At 66.7% G+C, this 14,383-nt stretch carries 13 protein-coding genes; 9 read left to right on the forward strand and 4 right to left on the reverse strand.

Annotated features, from left to right (window positions below; translation table 11 throughout):
• The first annotated feature begins 13 nt into the window (after positions 1-13).
• A complete protein-coding gene (locus KHC23_RS12205) occupies positions 14-664 on the forward strand; it encodes a TetR/AcrR family transcriptional regulator (RefSeq protein WP_213372844.1) in 651 nt (216 codons plus the stop codon).
• A gap of 87 nt (positions 665-751) precedes the next feature.
• Here KHC23_RS12205 and KHC23_RS12210 read toward each other — a convergent pair whose 3' ends face one another.
• Positions 752-1,417, reverse strand: a complete 666-nt coding sequence (locus tag KHC23_RS12210) for a GntR family transcriptional regulator (protein WP_213372846.1) — start codon at positions 1,415-1,417, stop codon at positions 752-754.
• A 160-nt stretch (positions 1,418-1,577) separates the two neighbouring features.
• Here KHC23_RS12210 and KHC23_RS12215 point away from each other — a divergent pair, with 160 nt between their 5' ends.
• The 5 genes from KHC23_RS12215 to KHC23_RS12235 all read left to right on the forward strand — a co-directional run bounded on the left by KHC23_RS12215 (position 1,578) and on the right by KHC23_RS12235 (position 7,571).
• Positions 1,578-2,945, forward strand: a complete 1,368-nt coding sequence (locus KHC23_RS12215) for a malonyl-CoA decarboxylase (RefSeq protein WP_213372847.1) — start codon at positions 1,578-1,580, stop codon at positions 2,943-2,945.
• A gap of 9 nt (positions 2,946-2,954) precedes the next feature.
• Complete coding sequence (locus KHC23_RS12220; RefSeq protein WP_213372849.1) at positions 2,955-4,478, forward strand: malonate--CoA ligase; 1,524 nt, start codon at positions 2,955-2,957, stop codon at positions 4,476-4,478.
• 113 nt (positions 4,479-4,591) lie between these two features.
• Positions 4,592-5,614: a TRAP transporter substrate-binding protein gene (locus tag KHC23_RS12225; RefSeq protein ID WP_213372851.1), complete on the forward strand. Its 1,023-nt coding sequence runs from the start codon at positions 4,592-4,594 to the stop codon at positions 5,612-5,614.
• Positions 5,615-5,745: 131 nt separating this feature from the next.
• The gene (locus tag KHC23_RS12230; RefSeq protein ID WP_213372853.1) at positions 5,746-6,252 is read left to right on the forward strand and encodes a TRAP transporter small permease subunit; all 507 of its coding nucleotides are present in this window, start codon (positions 5,746-5,748) and stop codon (positions 6,250-6,252) included.
• Positions 6,252-7,571: a TRAP transporter large permease gene (locus KHC23_RS12235; RefSeq protein ID WP_213372855.1), complete on the forward strand. Its 1,320-nt coding sequence runs from the start codon at positions 6,252-6,254 to the stop codon at positions 7,569-7,571. The genes KHC23_RS12230 and KHC23_RS12235 overlap by 1 nt, the downstream gene beginning before the upstream one ends.
• 152 nt (positions 7,572-7,723) lie before the next feature.
• Here KHC23_RS12235 and KHC23_RS12240 read toward each other — a convergent pair whose 3' ends face one another.
• Both KHC23_RS12240 and KHC23_RS12245 read right to left on the reverse strand, forming a co-directional pair.
• On the reverse strand, positions 7,724-8,659 hold the full coding sequence (locus KHC23_RS12240; RefSeq protein ID WP_213372857.1) for a pirin family protein: 936 nt from the start codon (positions 8,657-8,659) through the stop codon (positions 7,724-7,726).
• A 244-nt stretch (positions 8,660-8,903) separates the two neighbouring features.
• The gene (locus tag KHC23_RS12245; RefSeq protein ID WP_213372859.1) at positions 8,904-9,818 is read right to left on the reverse strand and encodes a LysR family transcriptional regulator; all 915 of its coding nucleotides are present in this window, start codon (positions 9,816-9,818) and stop codon (positions 8,904-8,906) included.
• A 154-nt stretch (positions 9,819-9,972) separates the two neighbouring features.
• On the opposite strand from KHC23_RS12245, the gene KHC23_RS12250 reads away from it, so the two are divergent.
• From KHC23_RS12250 to KHC23_RS12260, 3 genes are all read left to right on the forward strand, one after another.
• Positions 9,973-10,617, forward strand: a complete 645-nt coding sequence (locus KHC23_RS12250) for a hydrolase (RefSeq protein WP_213372861.1) — start codon at positions 9,973-9,975, stop codon at positions 10,615-10,617.
• Positions 10,618-10,633: 16 nt separating this feature from the next.
• Positions 10,634-11,476: a LysE family translocator gene (locus KHC23_RS12255; RefSeq protein WP_246544522.1), complete on the forward strand. Its 843-nt coding sequence runs from the start codon at positions 10,634-10,636 to the stop codon at positions 11,474-11,476.
• A 134-nt stretch (positions 11,477-11,610) separates the two neighbouring features.
• A complete protein-coding gene (locus tag KHC23_RS12260; RefSeq protein ID WP_213372863.1) occupies positions 11,611-13,392 on the forward strand; it encodes a monovalent cation:proton antiporter-2 (CPA2) family protein in 1,782 nt (593 codons plus the stop codon).
• Between the two features lie 149 nt (positions 13,393-13,541).
• Here KHC23_RS12260 and KHC23_RS12265 read toward each other — a convergent pair whose 3' ends face one another.
• The gene (locus KHC23_RS12265; RefSeq protein ID WP_271188623.1) at positions 13,542-14,360 is read right to left on the reverse strand and encodes a metallophosphoesterase family protein; all 819 of its coding nucleotides are present in this window, start codon (positions 14,358-14,360) and stop codon (positions 13,542-13,544) included.
• Positions 14,361-14,383 lie beyond the last annotated feature (23 nt).

Raw genomic sequence — 14,383 nt, forward strand, 5'->3', positions numbered from 1 at the left:
GATGGGGATGAGCATGGTCGAACGGACGGTGGCGCGGCGGGGCCAGCGCGGCGGTCGCCCCTCGCGGGGAAACGCGCAGGAACCGGTCGAGCGGATACTCGACACCGCGACCCGCCTGTTCGCCTCCCGAGGTTTCGCCGGCACCTCGATCGACCAGGTGGCGGCTCTCTGTGGCGCGGGCAAGGACACGATCTATCGACGCTTCCCGTCCAAGGTGGCGTTGTTCGAAGGGGTGGTCGAACAGGCCCGCTCCCGCGCGCTCGCCCGGCTTCAGCAACTGGCGCCGGTCGACGGCGGGGCGATGGAGCGTGTGAAACGCCTGTTACGCACCTTCCTGTCGATCAATATGGAGCCGGAACTGATCGCGCTGAAGCGCATAACCTTCAGCGAGGCCGTCGTGTTCGAAAAATCAGGCCCGGTTCCCTCGCAGCCCGATCCGTTCATGGCGCGCCTGGTCGAGACGGTCGCGGCGGCGCAGGCGGAAGGTCGGCTGCGGGCGGGCGACCCGGCGGCCATCGCCGCCCACCTCATTCACAGCCTGGTGTCGATCCCGACCGCCGACGCCATGCTCGGCGGCACCGTCTACCATGAGCCGGAGGCGCTCGACCGGCACTTCGAGGCGGTCTGGGAATGGTTGATGAAGGGCGTGGCCGCGCCTGAATAGGCCACGGTTCTCAGGGCAAGCGGCCGTCCTGTCGCCGCCTCCGCCGCGTTGGCGCCGCGTCGCGGCGCGCCAGGTGAACTTGCCGCGTCAGTCGGTCAGTTCGGCTTCGTGCTGCAAGGCGGCGAGCAGCGACATGAACCGTTCACCCTGCACCAGCACATGGGCGCGGATCCGCTCGGCCGCGCGGCCGCCATCCCCTTCCAGCAGCGCCTCCAGAATGGCCTGGTGCTCGGCGAGCGAGGTACCGATCCGCCGCGGCACCTTCAGCTGGAGCCGGCGATAGGGCTGCAGCGCCGTCTGCAGCCGGATCGCCTCGGCCCGCAGCACGCGGTTGCCGGTCGCGGCATAGATGGCGACATGGAACCGGGCATTGGCGGGATAATAGGCGTCGTCGTCGCCCGCGGCGACCGCCGCGCAGCAGGCCTCGTGCGCCTGGATGAGGGCGGCCCGGTCCGCCTCGCCCAGCCGCTGCGCGGCCAGCCGCGCGCACGCGGCCTCGATCTCGGCCATCAACTCGAAGGATTCGACGAGTTCGCGCGGCCCGAGCAGCGCGACATAGGCGCCGCGCCGGGGTCGCATCTCGATCAGGCCGGAGGCGGAGAGCTGGATCAGCGCCTCCCGGATCGGCGTGCGCGACACGCCGAAGCGCTCGGCAAGGCCCGCCTCGTCGAGCCTCTGCCCCGGCCGCAGCCGCCCGGCGACGATGTCTTCTTCGAGCGCTTCGCGAAGCCTCGGGGTCTGTTCACCACGCACGGCATACCTCCGCGCGAACAAAGCCACCTTCCCTGCCGCAATGCAAGAGGCCTCGTCTTGTATACTTGATGATTGACTTTAAATGCAGCTTGCCCTTCACTCGATGCAGGAGCCGTGTTCCGGCACGGCCATCAGGCAAAGATCCAACGCTGGAACGGCCATGGGATCGAATACCTCCTTCGTCGCCGACCTCCTGAACTCCATCGCCGAGCGCGGCCGCACGCTGCTCGACCGCTCGCAGCGCGTGAGCGGGGCGACGCGGGTGGAAACACTCGCCGAGCGCTGCGAGACGCTGCTCTCCGGGCGCGGCGAAGCCTCGGGTGTCGCCCTCGCGGCCGATATCCTCGATCGCTACGCGCACATGAAGACCGGCGAGAGCATCGCCTTCTTCGAGGTGCTGGCCGAGAAGTTCGGCCCGGACGTGCAGCGGCTGGCCGCGGCGCTCGACGCCTATGGGCGCGACGGCGTCACCGCCGCCCCCGACCTGCACCGGGCCAGCGAGCCGCGGCGGCAGGAACTGTTCCGCCGCTTCAACCTCGCCCCGGGCGGCACGCTCTCCCTGGTGCGCATGCGCGAGCAACTGATGGAGGCGATGGTGCGCCGGCGCGACCTCGCCGAGGTCGACCGTGACTTCGCGCATTTGTTCTCGTCCTGGTTCAACCGCGGCTTCCTGGTGCTCAAGCGCATCGACTGGTCGACGCCGGCCAATGTGCTGGAGAAGATCATCCGCTACGAGGCGGTCCACGCCATCCGCGGCTGGGACGACCTGCGCGCGCGCGTCGATTCGCCGGACCGGCGCTGCTACGCCTTCTTCCACCCCGCTTTGGTGGACGAGCCGCTGATCTTCGTCGAGGTGGCGCTGATGAAGGAAAGCCCCGGCGCCATCGTCCCCATTCTCGATCCGTCCCGCCAGTCGCTGCGGCCGCAGGACGCCACCACCGCGGTGTTCTACTCCATTTCCAACTGCCAGAAGGGGCTTGCCGGCGTGTCGTTCGGCAATTTCCTGATCAAGCAGGTGCTGGAGGAGATCGCGCGCGAACTGCCCTCGCTCTCGACCTTCGTCACCCTGTCGCCGGTGCCCGCATTCCGCAAATGGCTGGATGCCGAGCGCCGGGCGGAGCAGAGCGTGGTTCTGTCCGCCGCCGACCGCAAGGCGCTGGAGACGCTCGACACGCCGGACTGGGCGGAGAAGGCCGAGCGGCGCGAGGAACTGGCGGCCGTGCTCGGGCCGGTCGCGGCCTATTACTTCCTGGCCGCCCGCACCGCGAAGGGCACGCCGGTCGACCCCGTCGCCCGCTTCCATCTCGGCAATGGCGCGCGGCTGGAGCGCATCAACCTCATGGGCGACCTGTCGGCCAAGGGCATCGCGCAGGCGGCCGGGCTGATGGTGAACTACCGCTACATCCCGGCCGATATCGAGAAGAACCACGAGGCCTTTGCCGCCAAGGGCGAGGTGGTGGCCAGCGCCAATGTGCGCAAGCTACTCAAGGTCGACCCGGCCTCCCGCGCCCTCGTTCCCGTCACCTGAAAAGCCGTCATGTCCGAAAATCACCTGTTCGCCGCCCTCGCTGCCGCCGCCCCCTCCCCCGCCAAGCCGCTGGCGCTGCTGGCCGACGGGTCCAGCGTCTCCTATGGCGAGATGCTGGCGCTTTCCGCGCGGCTCGCCGGCCTGCTCGCCGCGCGCGGCGTGAAGCCGGGCGACCGGGTGGCCGTACAGGTCGAGAAATCCTGGCCCTGCCTTGCCCTCTACCTCGCGACGGTACGGGCGGGCGCGGTCTATCTGCCGCTCAACACCGGCTACACGCTCAACGAGGTGCGCTATTTCCTCGGCGATGCCGCGCCGGCACTGTTCGTCTGCCGCCCCGAGATCGAGGCCGAGGCCAGCGGCCTCGCCAACGAACTCGGCGTGCCCTGTGTCGAGACGCTGGGTGCCGACGGCACCGGCTCGCTGACCACTGCCGCCGCCGCCTTCCCGCCGACCTTCGACGATGTGCCGCGCGGGCCGGACGACCTCGCCGCCATCCTCTACACCTCCGGCACCACCGGCCGCGCCAAGGGCGCCATGCTGACCCATGGCAACCTGCTTTCCAACGCCCGCACGCTGAAGCAATGCTGGCGCTTCACCGACCAAGACGTGCTGATCCACGCCCTGCCGCTGTTCCACACCCATGGCCTGTTCGTGGCGGCGAACATTGTCCTGCTGAGCGGGGCGTCGATGTTCTTCCGAGCCAGGTTCGATCCGCGCGAGGCGATCGAACTGATGGGCCGGGCCACCTGCCTGATGGGCGTGCCCACCTTCTATACCCGGCTGCTCGACCAGCCCGGCCTGACCCGCGACGCGACGGCCCATATGCGCCTGTTCATTTCCGGTTCCGCGCCGCTGCTGGAGGAGACCCACCGCGCCTTTTTCGAGCGCACCGGCCATGCCATCCTCGAACGCTACGGCATGACCGAGACCTGCATGAACACCTCGAACCCCTATGAAGGCGAGCGCGTCGCCGGCACGGTCGGCTTCGCCCTGCCGGGGGTTGCCATCCGCATCACCGATCCGTCCTCGGGCGCGGAACTCGCCGCCGGTGAGATCGGCATGGTCGAGGTCAAGGGCCCGAACGTGACCAAGGGCTACTGGCGCATGCCGGAGAAGACCGCGAGCGAATTTCATGACGGCTACTTCGTCACCGGCGATCTCGGCCGGATCGATGCGCGCGGCTATCTCAGCATTGTCGGCCGCGGCAAGGATCTCGTCATATCAGGCGGCTTCAACGTCTACCCCAAGGAGGTCGAGGGCGAGATCGATGCCATCGAGGGCGTCGTTGAAAGCGCCGTCATCGGCGTGCCGCACCCCGATTTCGGCGAGGGTGTCACCGCCGTGGTGGTGCCGGCCAAAGGGGCCAGCCTGACCGAACAGACCGTCCTTGAAGCACTCGAGGGCCGGCTGGCCAGGTTCAAGCTGCCCAAGCGGGTGTTCTTCGTCGAGGAACTACCGCGCAATACCATGGGCAAGGTGCAGAAGAACATGCTGCGCGACAGTTACAAGGACATCTACCGCCGGAGTGCCTAGAGACAGGCTTCGGCGCCGGACATGACGACAAGACGGGCGGATCAACCGCCTGACAGGACGATACCGAGGAAACGCCAACAGGCCGCCGGAAGGCAGCCGAAACGGAGGAAACCATGACCGCTACGCGACGGATTGCGCGCGCCCTGACCCTTGGCTGCGGCCTCACCCTTGCCAGTGCGCTGGCCTTTGCCACCCCGTCCCTCGCGCAGGACATCACACTGCGCGCCTCGCACCAGTTTCCCGGCGGCAAGGGCGACCCCCGCGACGAGATGGTGCAGATGATCGCCCGCGACGTCGAGGCGGCCAATGTCGGGCTGAAGATCCAGGTCTTCCCGGGCTCGTCGCTGTTCAAGGCCAATGAGCAGTGGGGCGCCATCACCAAGGGCCAGCTCGACATCACGTCCTTCCCGCTCGACTACGCCTCGGGCCGGGTACCGCAGTTCTCCGCCACGCTGATGCCCGGCCTGGTGCGCAATTTCGACCGCGCCGAGCGCCTCAATGACTCGCCCTTCATGCAGGAGATCAAGGCGATCATCGAGAAGAACGGCGCCATCGTGATCTCCGATGCGTGGCTCTCGGGTGCGTTCGCCTCCAAGAAGGGCTGCATCACCGGCCCCGACAGCATCAAGGGCCAGGTTACCCGTGCCGCCGGCCCGGCCTTCGAGCAGATGCTCGCCGCCGCCGGCGCCTCCATCGCCTCCATGCCCTCGTCGGAAATCTATTCGGGCATGCAGACCGGCGTGCTGGACGCCACCAACACCTCGTCGGAGAGCTTCGTCTCCTATCGCCTCTATGAGCAGGTGAAATGCCTGACGGCGCCGGGTGAGAATGCCATCTGGTTCATGTATGAGCCGGTTCTGGTGTCCAAGCAGGTGTTCGACAAGCTCAATCCGGCGCAGCAGAAGGCCCTCCTCGACGCCGGCAAGAAGGCCCAGGCCTGGTTCGCGCAGGAAGTGCGCAAGGGCGACCAGAAGCTGATCGACACCTACAAGAAGGCCGGCGTCGAGGTGGTGGAGATGTCCGCCGCCGATTACGACGCCTGGCTGAAGGTGGCGCAGGAAAGCTCCTACAAGAACTTCGCCGAAAAGGTGAAGGGCGGCGACGAGCTGATCAAGAAGGCCCTGGCCGTCCAGTGACCGCGCCCGCTCCGCGGCCCTGCGGGGTCGCGGAGCGCCCGCGCCACCGGCTCCCGCCGGCCGCTCGCTCCACGTGAGGCGGGCGCCGCCGGCCCGCCGCGCTCCCGCCCCCTCCGACAAGCGAAACCCCCATGATCCGCCTGTTCCTGCGCGCCGTCGATCTCGTCTCCAGGACGGCCGCCATCCTTGCCGGCGTGATGCTGATCGCGGCGATGCTGGTGATCTGCGAGATGATCTTCCTGCGCTATGTGTTCCGCGCCCCGACCATCTGGCAGACCGACTTCGTCGTCTTCTCGGCCACCGCCGCCATGTTCCTCGGCGCGCCCTATGTGCTGCAGACGAAGGGCCATGTGGGGGTGGACGTGATCGAGATCGCGCTGCCGCCGGGGCCGCGGCGCGCCCTCGGCATCCTCGGCGCGCTGCTCGGCCTGCTGTTCGCGGTGCTGATGACCATCGCCAGCGCGATGTTCTTCCACGAGGCCTATGTCAATGAATGGCGCACCTCGACGGTGGCCGCCATAACCCTGTGGATACCGCTGCTGCCGCTGCCGGTCAGCTTCGCGCTGCTCTCGCTCCAATATGTCGCCGAACTGGTCCGCCGCCTGTGCGGCGTGGATCAAGCCCAGGGTCACGCGTGATGAGCCTCTCCCCCACGTCCTCCGGTGTGCTCGTCATCGGCCTGCTGTTCGCGCTGCTGGCCACCGGCATGCCGATCGCCTTCGCGCTCGGCCTCACCGCCATTGGCGGCCTGCTGCTGGCGAACGGCATCGGCGTGTTCGAGGTGCTGGCCGAAACCATGTTCGCGGGCATCGCCAACCTCGCCTATGTCTCCATCCCCATGTTCGTGCTGATGGGCGCGGCGGTGGCCGCCACCCCGGCAGGCCGCGACCTCTACGAGGCGCTGGACCGCTGGCTCAACCGCGTCCCCGGCGGGCTGGTGCTGTCGAATATCGGTGCCTGCGCCATCTTTGCCGGCATGACCGGCTCCAGCCCGGCGACCTGCGCGGCGATTGGCAAGATGGGCATTCCGGAAATGCTCAAGCGCGGCTACCCGGCCTCGGTCGCCACCGGGTCGATCTGCGCCGGCGGCACGCTTGGCATCCTCATCCCGCCCTCGGTGACGATGATCGTCTACGGCATCGCCACCGAAACCTCGATCGGCCGCCTGTTCCTGGCGGGGGTGATGCCGGGACTGATGCTGGTGACGATGTTCATGGCCTGGGCGCTGTACGATTGCCGCCGCAAGAACTTCAATTTCGACGAGGCCGACAAGCGCTTCAGCTTCGGCCAGAAGCTCGCGGCGCTGCCCAAGGTCACGCCGTTCCTCATCATCATCGTCGGCACGCTCTACGTGCTCTATGGCGGCGTCGCGACACCGTCGGAGGCGGCGGGCGCCGGCGCGTTCCTGACGCTTGGCGTCGTCATCGTGATGTACCGGCTGTTCCAGCCCAAGCCGATCTTCGAGATATTCTCGTCGACGCTGCGCGAAAGCGTCATGATCATGATGATCATGGCTTCGGCGGAACTGTTCGCCTTCGCCCTCTCCTCGCTGTTCATCACCCAGACCGTCGCCGGCACCATCGCCGGCCTGGAGGTCAACCGCTGGGTGCTGATGGGGCTGATCAACCTGTTCCTGCTGGTCTCCGGCATGTTCCTGCCGCCGGTCGCCGTCATCGTGATGTCGGCGCCGCTGCTCTACCCGATCATCGTCTCCTCGGGATTCGATCCCTACTGGTTCGCCGTCGTCCTGACCATCAACATGGAGATCGGCCTCATCACCCCGCCGGTCGGGCTCAATCTGTTCGTGGTCAAGGCCATCGCGCCGCAGGTGCCGGCCCAGCAGGTGCTGAGCGGATCGGTGCCCTATGTGCTGCTGATGCTGCTGGGCATCGTGATCCTGAGCATCTTCCCGGAGATCGCCACCTGGCTGCCCACCTATATGATGGGCCCGCTCTGACGGCGGTGAAGCGGCGCCGCATCCGAGATGGGCGTCGTCGGCAATCGGCGGTCGGTCGCGGGCTGGCGGGCCGCGAGCGACCAGGATGAGGACTATGTGTTCGCCGTAGCGCCATGAGGCATCTGGCATCGGCGTTGCCCGCGATCCATCCTTCAGTCCGGAAGGGGAATGTGCTCGTCCCGGTCGTCGATCGGGAGATCGAAGCGCCCCTTGCCCCAGTTCTGCGCGCGCCATTCCGCTTTGGCCGCTTCGATGCGGTCCTTGGAGGACGCGACGAAGTTCCACCAGATGTAACGTGGCCCCGAGAGCGTCGCGCCGCCGAGGATCATCAGCCGCGCGCCCCGATCGCCGGCCGCCACCGTGATCCGGTCGCCCGGGCGGAACACCATCATCTGCGATGCCGCGTATTCCTGTCCCGCGATCGAGATCGAGCCGTCGACGATATAGATGCCCCGGTCCTCGTGATCGTCCGGCATCGGCAGCCGGCTTCCGGCATCGAGCGTCACGTCGGCATAGAAAGCCTCCGAGAGCATCGTCGCGGGGGCCTTCCGGCCATAGGCATTCCCGAGGATGAGCCGGACCGAGAGGCCGCGATCCTCGATCACCGGCAGCGTCTCCTTGCCGTGGTGCTCGAACGTCGGCGCCATATCCTCCTGGCTTTCCGGCAGGGCCAGCCAGGTCTGGATGCCGAACAGGCTGTTCGGCCCGCGCCGGCTCTCGGCGGAGGTGCGCTCCGAATGGGTGACACCGCGTCCCGCAACCATCCAGTTCAGCGCGCCCGGGTGGATGATCTGGTCTGCCCCGGTGCTGTCCCGGTGATGAAAATCGCCGCGATAGAGGTAGGTGACGGTGCCGAGACCGATATGCGGGTGCGGCCGGACGTCGATGCCCTGTCCGGTCAACAATTCGGCCGGCCCGGCCTGGTCGAAGAAGATGAACGGCCCGACCATCTGCCGGTTCGGCGCCGGCAGAGCGCGCCGAACCTCAAAGCCGCCGAGGTCCCGGGCACGTGGGACGATCAGGGTTTCGATCGCATCGACGCCGACCGCGTCGGGGCACCCCGGTTCGATTGCCGGATTCCAACTCATGCGCGTCATCCTCAACTGGGCCGCCGGACAGCCTCGCCTCGCCGAAGCGAAGGCCTGATGTCGATCGGTCCCGACCATGCGGCCGGGTGAAGGCTTCAGGCCGAACCGAGCCGCAAACTAGCGGGTGAGCGCCTGTCCGATTAGTCCCATGTTGCACCAAGCTGTGTCGCGATATTCGGAACGCGCCGGCGCTGCCGCCGGATCGGGCGGCTGAGGCGAGGACCCTGCAACGTCCGCCCGCGGGTCAGGCGCCGTGTTGATCATCGTCGGTGCCGAGCCCCCAAAGCTGTGGATTCAGTTCGAAGCTCTCGATCAGTATCTCGGTGAGAACCCGCACTTTCCGCTCGGGATGCTGGCCCGGAGGGCGGACGACATAAGCGCCCGCCGAAGGAGGCGGATAGCGCGTCATGATCGGAACCAGCGCGCCGGAGGTCACGTAGTCATAGGTGACGCAATCGGGGAGCAAGGCGATGCCGAGCCCTGCGGCGGCGGCGGCGGCAAGCGCGGTCGCGCTGTCGGCCTTGAACCTGCCCTGCGGCTGAACCGTGACGATCCTGTCGCCATCCATGAACTGCCACGCTTCCGTACCCTGCATCAGGGACTGATGGGTAACGACTTCATCCGGCGCCTGAGGTGAACCGTGCGTCCTGGTATATTCCGGGCTTGCGACGAGCTTTCCCAAGATCGGCCCGATGCGCTTGGCGATCAGGTTGGAGTCCTGAAGGTACCCGACCCGGATCGCGCAGTCGAAACCCTCCGCGATCAGATCCACGAAACGATCGCTGTAGGAGGTATGAATCTGAAGCCGGGGGTGCCGATGCGCCATCGCCGCGAGCGCGGGCGCGAAATGGGTCGGGCCGAAGGAGAGCGGCATGGCAACCCTCAGGCGGCCGCGCAGATCGCCATTCGGGTGGATCGATTCCCGGGCGGTGTCGATCTCGGCGCTGGCACGGGCGGCGTGCTCCCTGAAGGTCATCCCGGCTTCCGTCAGCGCGGCGCCGCGGGTCGTCCGCGCAAGAAGCTGAACGCCGAGTTCCGCCTCGATCCGCAAGAGCCGCCGGCTAACGATCGACTTGGAGGTGCCGAGCCGGCGCGCGGCGGCCGATACGCCCCCGGCGTCGGCCACGGCAACGAAGGTGCGAAGATCCTCGATGTCCAATTCGCGTTCCCCGTTTCGCGACACAGCTTGGCGGAATATGGCACTATTCCATTTCCCAAAGGAACAGCAAGTTGCGGCCAGGCAACGTCGCCCGCTGGCGCATGCCTCCCCGTGAATCCATTGCCGTCGCTGCCGGCAGAGAAAGGAAGTCTTGATGACCTTCCGTAATGGCCTTGCTTCGCTTCTTCGTCCCGAAGACTCCGTGCTCGTTCTCATCGACCACCAGCCCTACCAGCTCGCGAATGTGAACAGCCACGAGCCGCAGATGGTGGTCAACAACACCGCCGGTCTGGCGAAGGCCGCCAAGGCCTTCGGCGTCCCCACCATCCTCACCACCGTGATCGCCGCGCGGGGCGGCCTGCTCTTTCCCCAGATCACCGATGTGTTCCCCGGGCAGGAGGTGATCGACCGGACCTTCATCAACACCTGGGAAGACCCCAGGGTTGTCGACGCGGTCAAGGCGACCGGTCGCAAGCAGCTTATCATCGCAGGGCTATGGACCGAGGTCTGCGTCGCGATGCCGGCGATCCAGGCCCTTGGCGAGGGCTGGGATGTGACCGTGGTCACCGATGCCTCCGGCGGCGTCTCCGTCGAGGCCCACCAGGTCGCCATCCAGCGCATGATCGCCGCTGGCGCGAACGTGATGACCTGGCTGGCGGTAGCGGCCGAATGGCAGCGCGACTGGGCGCGGATCGACACCGCCGTCCCGTTGACCGACGTGATCGTCCAGCATGCCGGCGGCAGCGGCATCGCGTATCTGTGGGAGCAGCAATTGCTCAACACGCCGGTGCCGACCTAAGGTCGATAGATCGGGAATGGCGGGGATTTCGTTGCGCGTCGGGGGGACCCGCATCGACGGCCTCGCCATCCTTTTCCGGTCCGGCCCTGCGGCAACGGCTGGTGTCGCCGTCAACCTGCCGATGGCCCCTGCGCGTCCGCGTTTTCACGTCGGGGTTCATGGCGCCGGGCGGATAGGCTGCATTCGACCCGGCTGCTTCTTTGATGACATGTTGCCGAGGTGCGCGATGGAACTGTCTTCGTATTTCGTCTACGTGCTGGTCAGCGCGGCGCAGAGCGCGACACCCGGCCCATCGACATTGTTTCTGGTGAACAACGCCCTCACCCTTGGCTGGCGCCGCGCGGTGGGGGCGTTGAGCGGCGATCTTGTCGCGATCGGGCTGCTGGCGACACTTTCTGCCGTGGGATTGGGCGCTCTGCTCGTCGCCTATCCCCTCGCCTTCACGAGCCTGCGCCTGCTGGGCGCGCTGTACGTCATCTGGCTGGGGTGGAGCTACCTTCGCTCCCCCTCGCCGCCAGAGGGGACTGCCGCCGTGGAGACGCTCCCCGGGCGAGGCGGCATGGCGCTGTGGCTCCACTCGTTCGGTGTGGGGGTCAGCAATCCGAAGGCCGTCCTGTTCTTCGCCGCGCTGTTCCCCCAGTTCATCCCGGCGGAAAGCGGGCCGTCCGTGCTCGCCCTTCTGGTTGTGACTTTCGTCCTGGTGAAGTTCGTCGTTCTCGGCGGCTACGCGCTCGGGGCCCGGCACCTCGTCCGACGGCTCCGTAGTCCTGAGCATGCCAGGCGCGGACGTCTGCTGACCGGTATCATCTTCGTGGTCTTCGGGACGTTGATGATCTGGTCCGCCCTCACCGCCAACTAGCGTGGCGCGAACTGGAAAGATGGTCCTTCTGATGAAAGCGGGGCAATCGCGAAGCGCGACGGCATGTGCCACAAACGATGCTGGCCCTCTGCAAGGCCATCGTGCGTCAGACACCATACCGGAAAGGCAAGTCGATGGCTGAAGCGAGTCTTGGGCAGATCATCGGACCTGCGGTCGTGCTGATGGGAGCGGCTGTCGTCGCCGTGCCGTTGTTCCGGCGGATCGGCCTTGGCTCGGTCCTGGGCTATTTCGCCGCCGGCCTGCTGGTCGGGCCGTCGGTGCTGGGCCTGATCACCGATGCCGAGTCGATCCTTCATTTCGCCGAACTCGGGGTGGTGATGTTCCTGTTCGTGATCGGACTGGAACTGCGCCCGCAAAAACTATGGGCGATGCGCGGCCAGATCTTCGGTCTGGGCTGTGTCCAGGTGGCGGCCGCCACCGCTGCCCTGGCGCTGGCGGGGGCCGCGCTGTTCGGCTTTTCCGGCCCGGTCGCCTTCATCGCCGGGGCGGGCTTCGTTCTTTCCTCGACCGCCGTCATCATGTCGGTGCTGCAGGACCGGGGCGAACTCTCCAGCGCGGAGGGTCAGAAATCGGTCGCGATCCTGCTGTTCGAGGACTTGATGATCGTGCCGCTTCTGGCGGTGGTCGCCTTTCTGTCGCCGCTGTCGCACGGGCAGGCCGGATGGACCGACATTCTGGTGGCGGCGGCTGCGCTGGCGGCGCTGCTGGGGGTGGGGCGCTGGGGACTGAACCCCTTCTTCGCCCTGCTGGCGCGCGCGCGAACACGGGAGGTGCTGACGGCCGGGGCGCTGCTGGTGGTCCTTGGCGCGGCGCTGCTGATGGACGCGGCCGGCCTGTCGATGGCCATGGGCGCCTTCCTCGCCGGCGTGATGCTGTCGAGTTCCAGTTACCGCCATCAGATCGAGAGCGACATCGAACCGTTTCGCGGCCTGCTCATGGGACTGTTCTTCCTCGCCGTCGGCATGTCGCTCGATCTTTCCGTCGTCGCGGCCGCCTGGCCGCTTCTGCTGTCGATGCTGGCCGCGTTCACGGTGGCGAAGGGCGCCGTCGTCTACGCGGTCGCGCGCCTGTATGGCGGCTCCAACCATCAGGCCGTGCACCGGACGTCGATGTTCCTGCAGGGCGGAGAATTCGCCTTCGTGCTCTATGCCGCGGCCATGGCGGGCGGCGTGATCGACGCGCGGGAAAATGCGCTGTTCGTCACCGTCGTCATCCTGTCCATGGCGATAACGCCGCTGTTCATGATAGCCGCCGACCGGCTCTTGCGTACCGGGGCGTCAATGGACGGCGTCGACGTCGCGCACGATCTGAAGGGGCGGATCCTCCTCATCGGCTTCGGCCGCTTCGGCCAGATCGCCTCTCAGCTTCTGCTGTCCAGGGGCATCGACCTCGCCGTCATCGACCGGGACCCGGACCGCATCCGCGATGCCGGCCGCTACGGGTTCAAGGTCTTCTTCGGCGACGGTGCCCGTCTCGACACCCTGCGCCACTCCGGCGCGGGCGAAGTGGATGCGATCATGGTCTGCATCGACGATCCGAAGGCCGCGCTGCAGATCGTGGAACTGGCGCAGCATGAATTCCCGCAGGCCAGGCTTCTGGTGCGCAGCTATGATCGCGGGCACGCTGTCGAACTGATCCGCGCCGGCGTCGATTATCAGATTCGCGAGACGGTGGAATCCGCCTATCTGATGGGAGCGGAAGGCCTGCGTGTGCTGGGGTTTGCCGAAGCCGAGGTCGAGGAGGCGGCGGAAGATATCCGTCAGCGTGACGCCGGGCGCCTGTCCGAGCAGGTCCAGGGAGACCTCATGTCGGGCCGGGACCGGCTGCTCACCCAGCCTATCCCGGAGCCCCTCGTCAGAGCATCGGTGCCTGCTTCGCCGGTAAAGCAAAGCTGACGGTTCTCGCCGCTGTTCCGCCGTGTTCGGGCTTGCCGTGGTGCCGATTCCGGGCACGCGCAACTGGTGCTTTCAGACACCGACGATCGAGACGGGAGAACTCCGACATCTTCGCCTCATGCCCGAAGCCAGATGGCCGGTTGCCGGGCCTACGGCTTGCTCGACAGAAAGGCCTTGTGGTCGCCGTCAATGACCAGCGCGGTGAGGCGGCCGGTCCGATAGGCGCCGGTATCGATGCCGATGCGGTTGATCCGCTCCTCAGGCTTGGCGCTGATCGTGTGTCCGTGGACCACCACTTTTTCCAGGGGCATCAACGAGTCCAGGAAGGGCGCGCGCATCCAGAGGAGATCGTCGGGGTCCTGGCGGTCCAGGGACGTTCCGGGCCGAACCCCGGCGTGGCAAAAGAAATAGTCCCCAAACGAAACCGCGTGCCGCAGCCCTTTCAGGAAGTGCACGTGCGAGGAGGGCACCGCCGCCACCAGCTTCTGATGCACCTGTTCGAGATCGGCTTCTGTCTTCAGCTTCGATCGGTTGAGCTTCACGCCATAGGAACGCGCCGTGACGTTGCCGCCGCTATTGACGAACACGCCGTCGATGCTGGGATGATCGAGAAAGGCGAGGAATTCCATGTCGTGGTTTCCCGCCAGCGTGATGTAGCGGGGATCCGCTGCCTGAAGCGTGATCAGACGGTCGATGACGCCCTTGGAGTCCGCGCCGCGATCCACATAGTCGCCAAGGAAAATGATCCGCCTGTCGTCCGGCTTTGACCGTGCGGTATCGTTCTCGATCTTCTGCAGAAGTTTGTCGAGGAGAGGCAGGCACCCGTGGATGTCGCCAATGGCGTAAATCCGGATTCCCTCAGGGCCTCGAGCCTCGGAAAGGGTGACAAGGGGGGGGTTCCAAAGTCCAAAAATTCTCTGCCGACTCCAATCCGGTGCGCCAGAATGATCCATCGTGCGGTGGAACACAATATTCCGGCGTCGCTCGGCGC

Source organism: Ancylobacter dichloromethanicus (genome assembly GCF_018390645.1).
Taxonomy (GTDB): domain Bacteria; phylum Pseudomonadota; class Alphaproteobacteria; order Rhizobiales; family Xanthobacteraceae; genus Ancylobacter; species Ancylobacter dichloromethanicus.

What these genes read in the sequence shown, in the direction of transcription:
- KHC23_RS12250 (WP_213372861.1), top strand. Translation starts at nt 9,973, where the DNA reads ATGACCTTCCGTAATGGCCTTGCTTCGCTTCTTCGTCCCGAAGACTCC.
- KHC23_RS12240 (WP_213372857.1), bottom strand. Translation starts at nt 8,659, where the DNA reads ATGAGTTGGAATCCGGCAATCGAACCGGGGTGCCCCGACGCGGTCGGC.
- KHC23_RS12230 (WP_213372853.1), top strand. Translation starts at nt 5,746, where the DNA reads ATGATCCGCCTGTTCCTGCGCGCCGTCGATCTCGTCTCCAGGACGGCC.
- KHC23_RS12220 (WP_213372849.1), top strand. Translation starts at nt 2,955, where the DNA reads ATGTCCGAAAATCACCTGTTCGCCGCCCTCGCTGCCGCCGCCCCCTCC.
- KHC23_RS12235 (WP_213372855.1), top strand. Translation starts at nt 6,252, where the DNA reads ATGAGCCTCTCCCCCACGTCCTCCGGTGTGCTCGTCATCGGCCTGCTG.
- KHC23_RS12205 (WP_213372844.1), top strand. Translation starts at nt 14, where the DNA reads ATGGTCGAACGGACGGTGGCGCGGCGGGGCCAGCGCGGCGGTCGCCCC.
- KHC23_RS12225 (WP_213372851.1), top strand. Translation starts at nt 4,592, where the DNA reads ATGACCGCTACGCGACGGATTGCGCGCGCCCTGACCCTTGGCTGCGGC.
- KHC23_RS12260 (WP_213372863.1), top strand. Translation starts at nt 11,611, where the DNA reads ATGGCTGAAGCGAGTCTTGGGCAGATCATCGGACCTGCGGTCGTGCTG.
- KHC23_RS12255 (WP_246544522.1), top strand. Translation starts at nt 10,634, where the DNA reads ATGGCGGGGATTTCGTTGCGCGTCGGGGGGACCCGCATCGACGGCCTC.
- KHC23_RS12215 (WP_213372847.1), top strand. Translation starts at nt 1,578, where the DNA reads ATGGGATCGAATACCTCCTTCGTCGCCGACCTCCTGAACTCCATCGCC.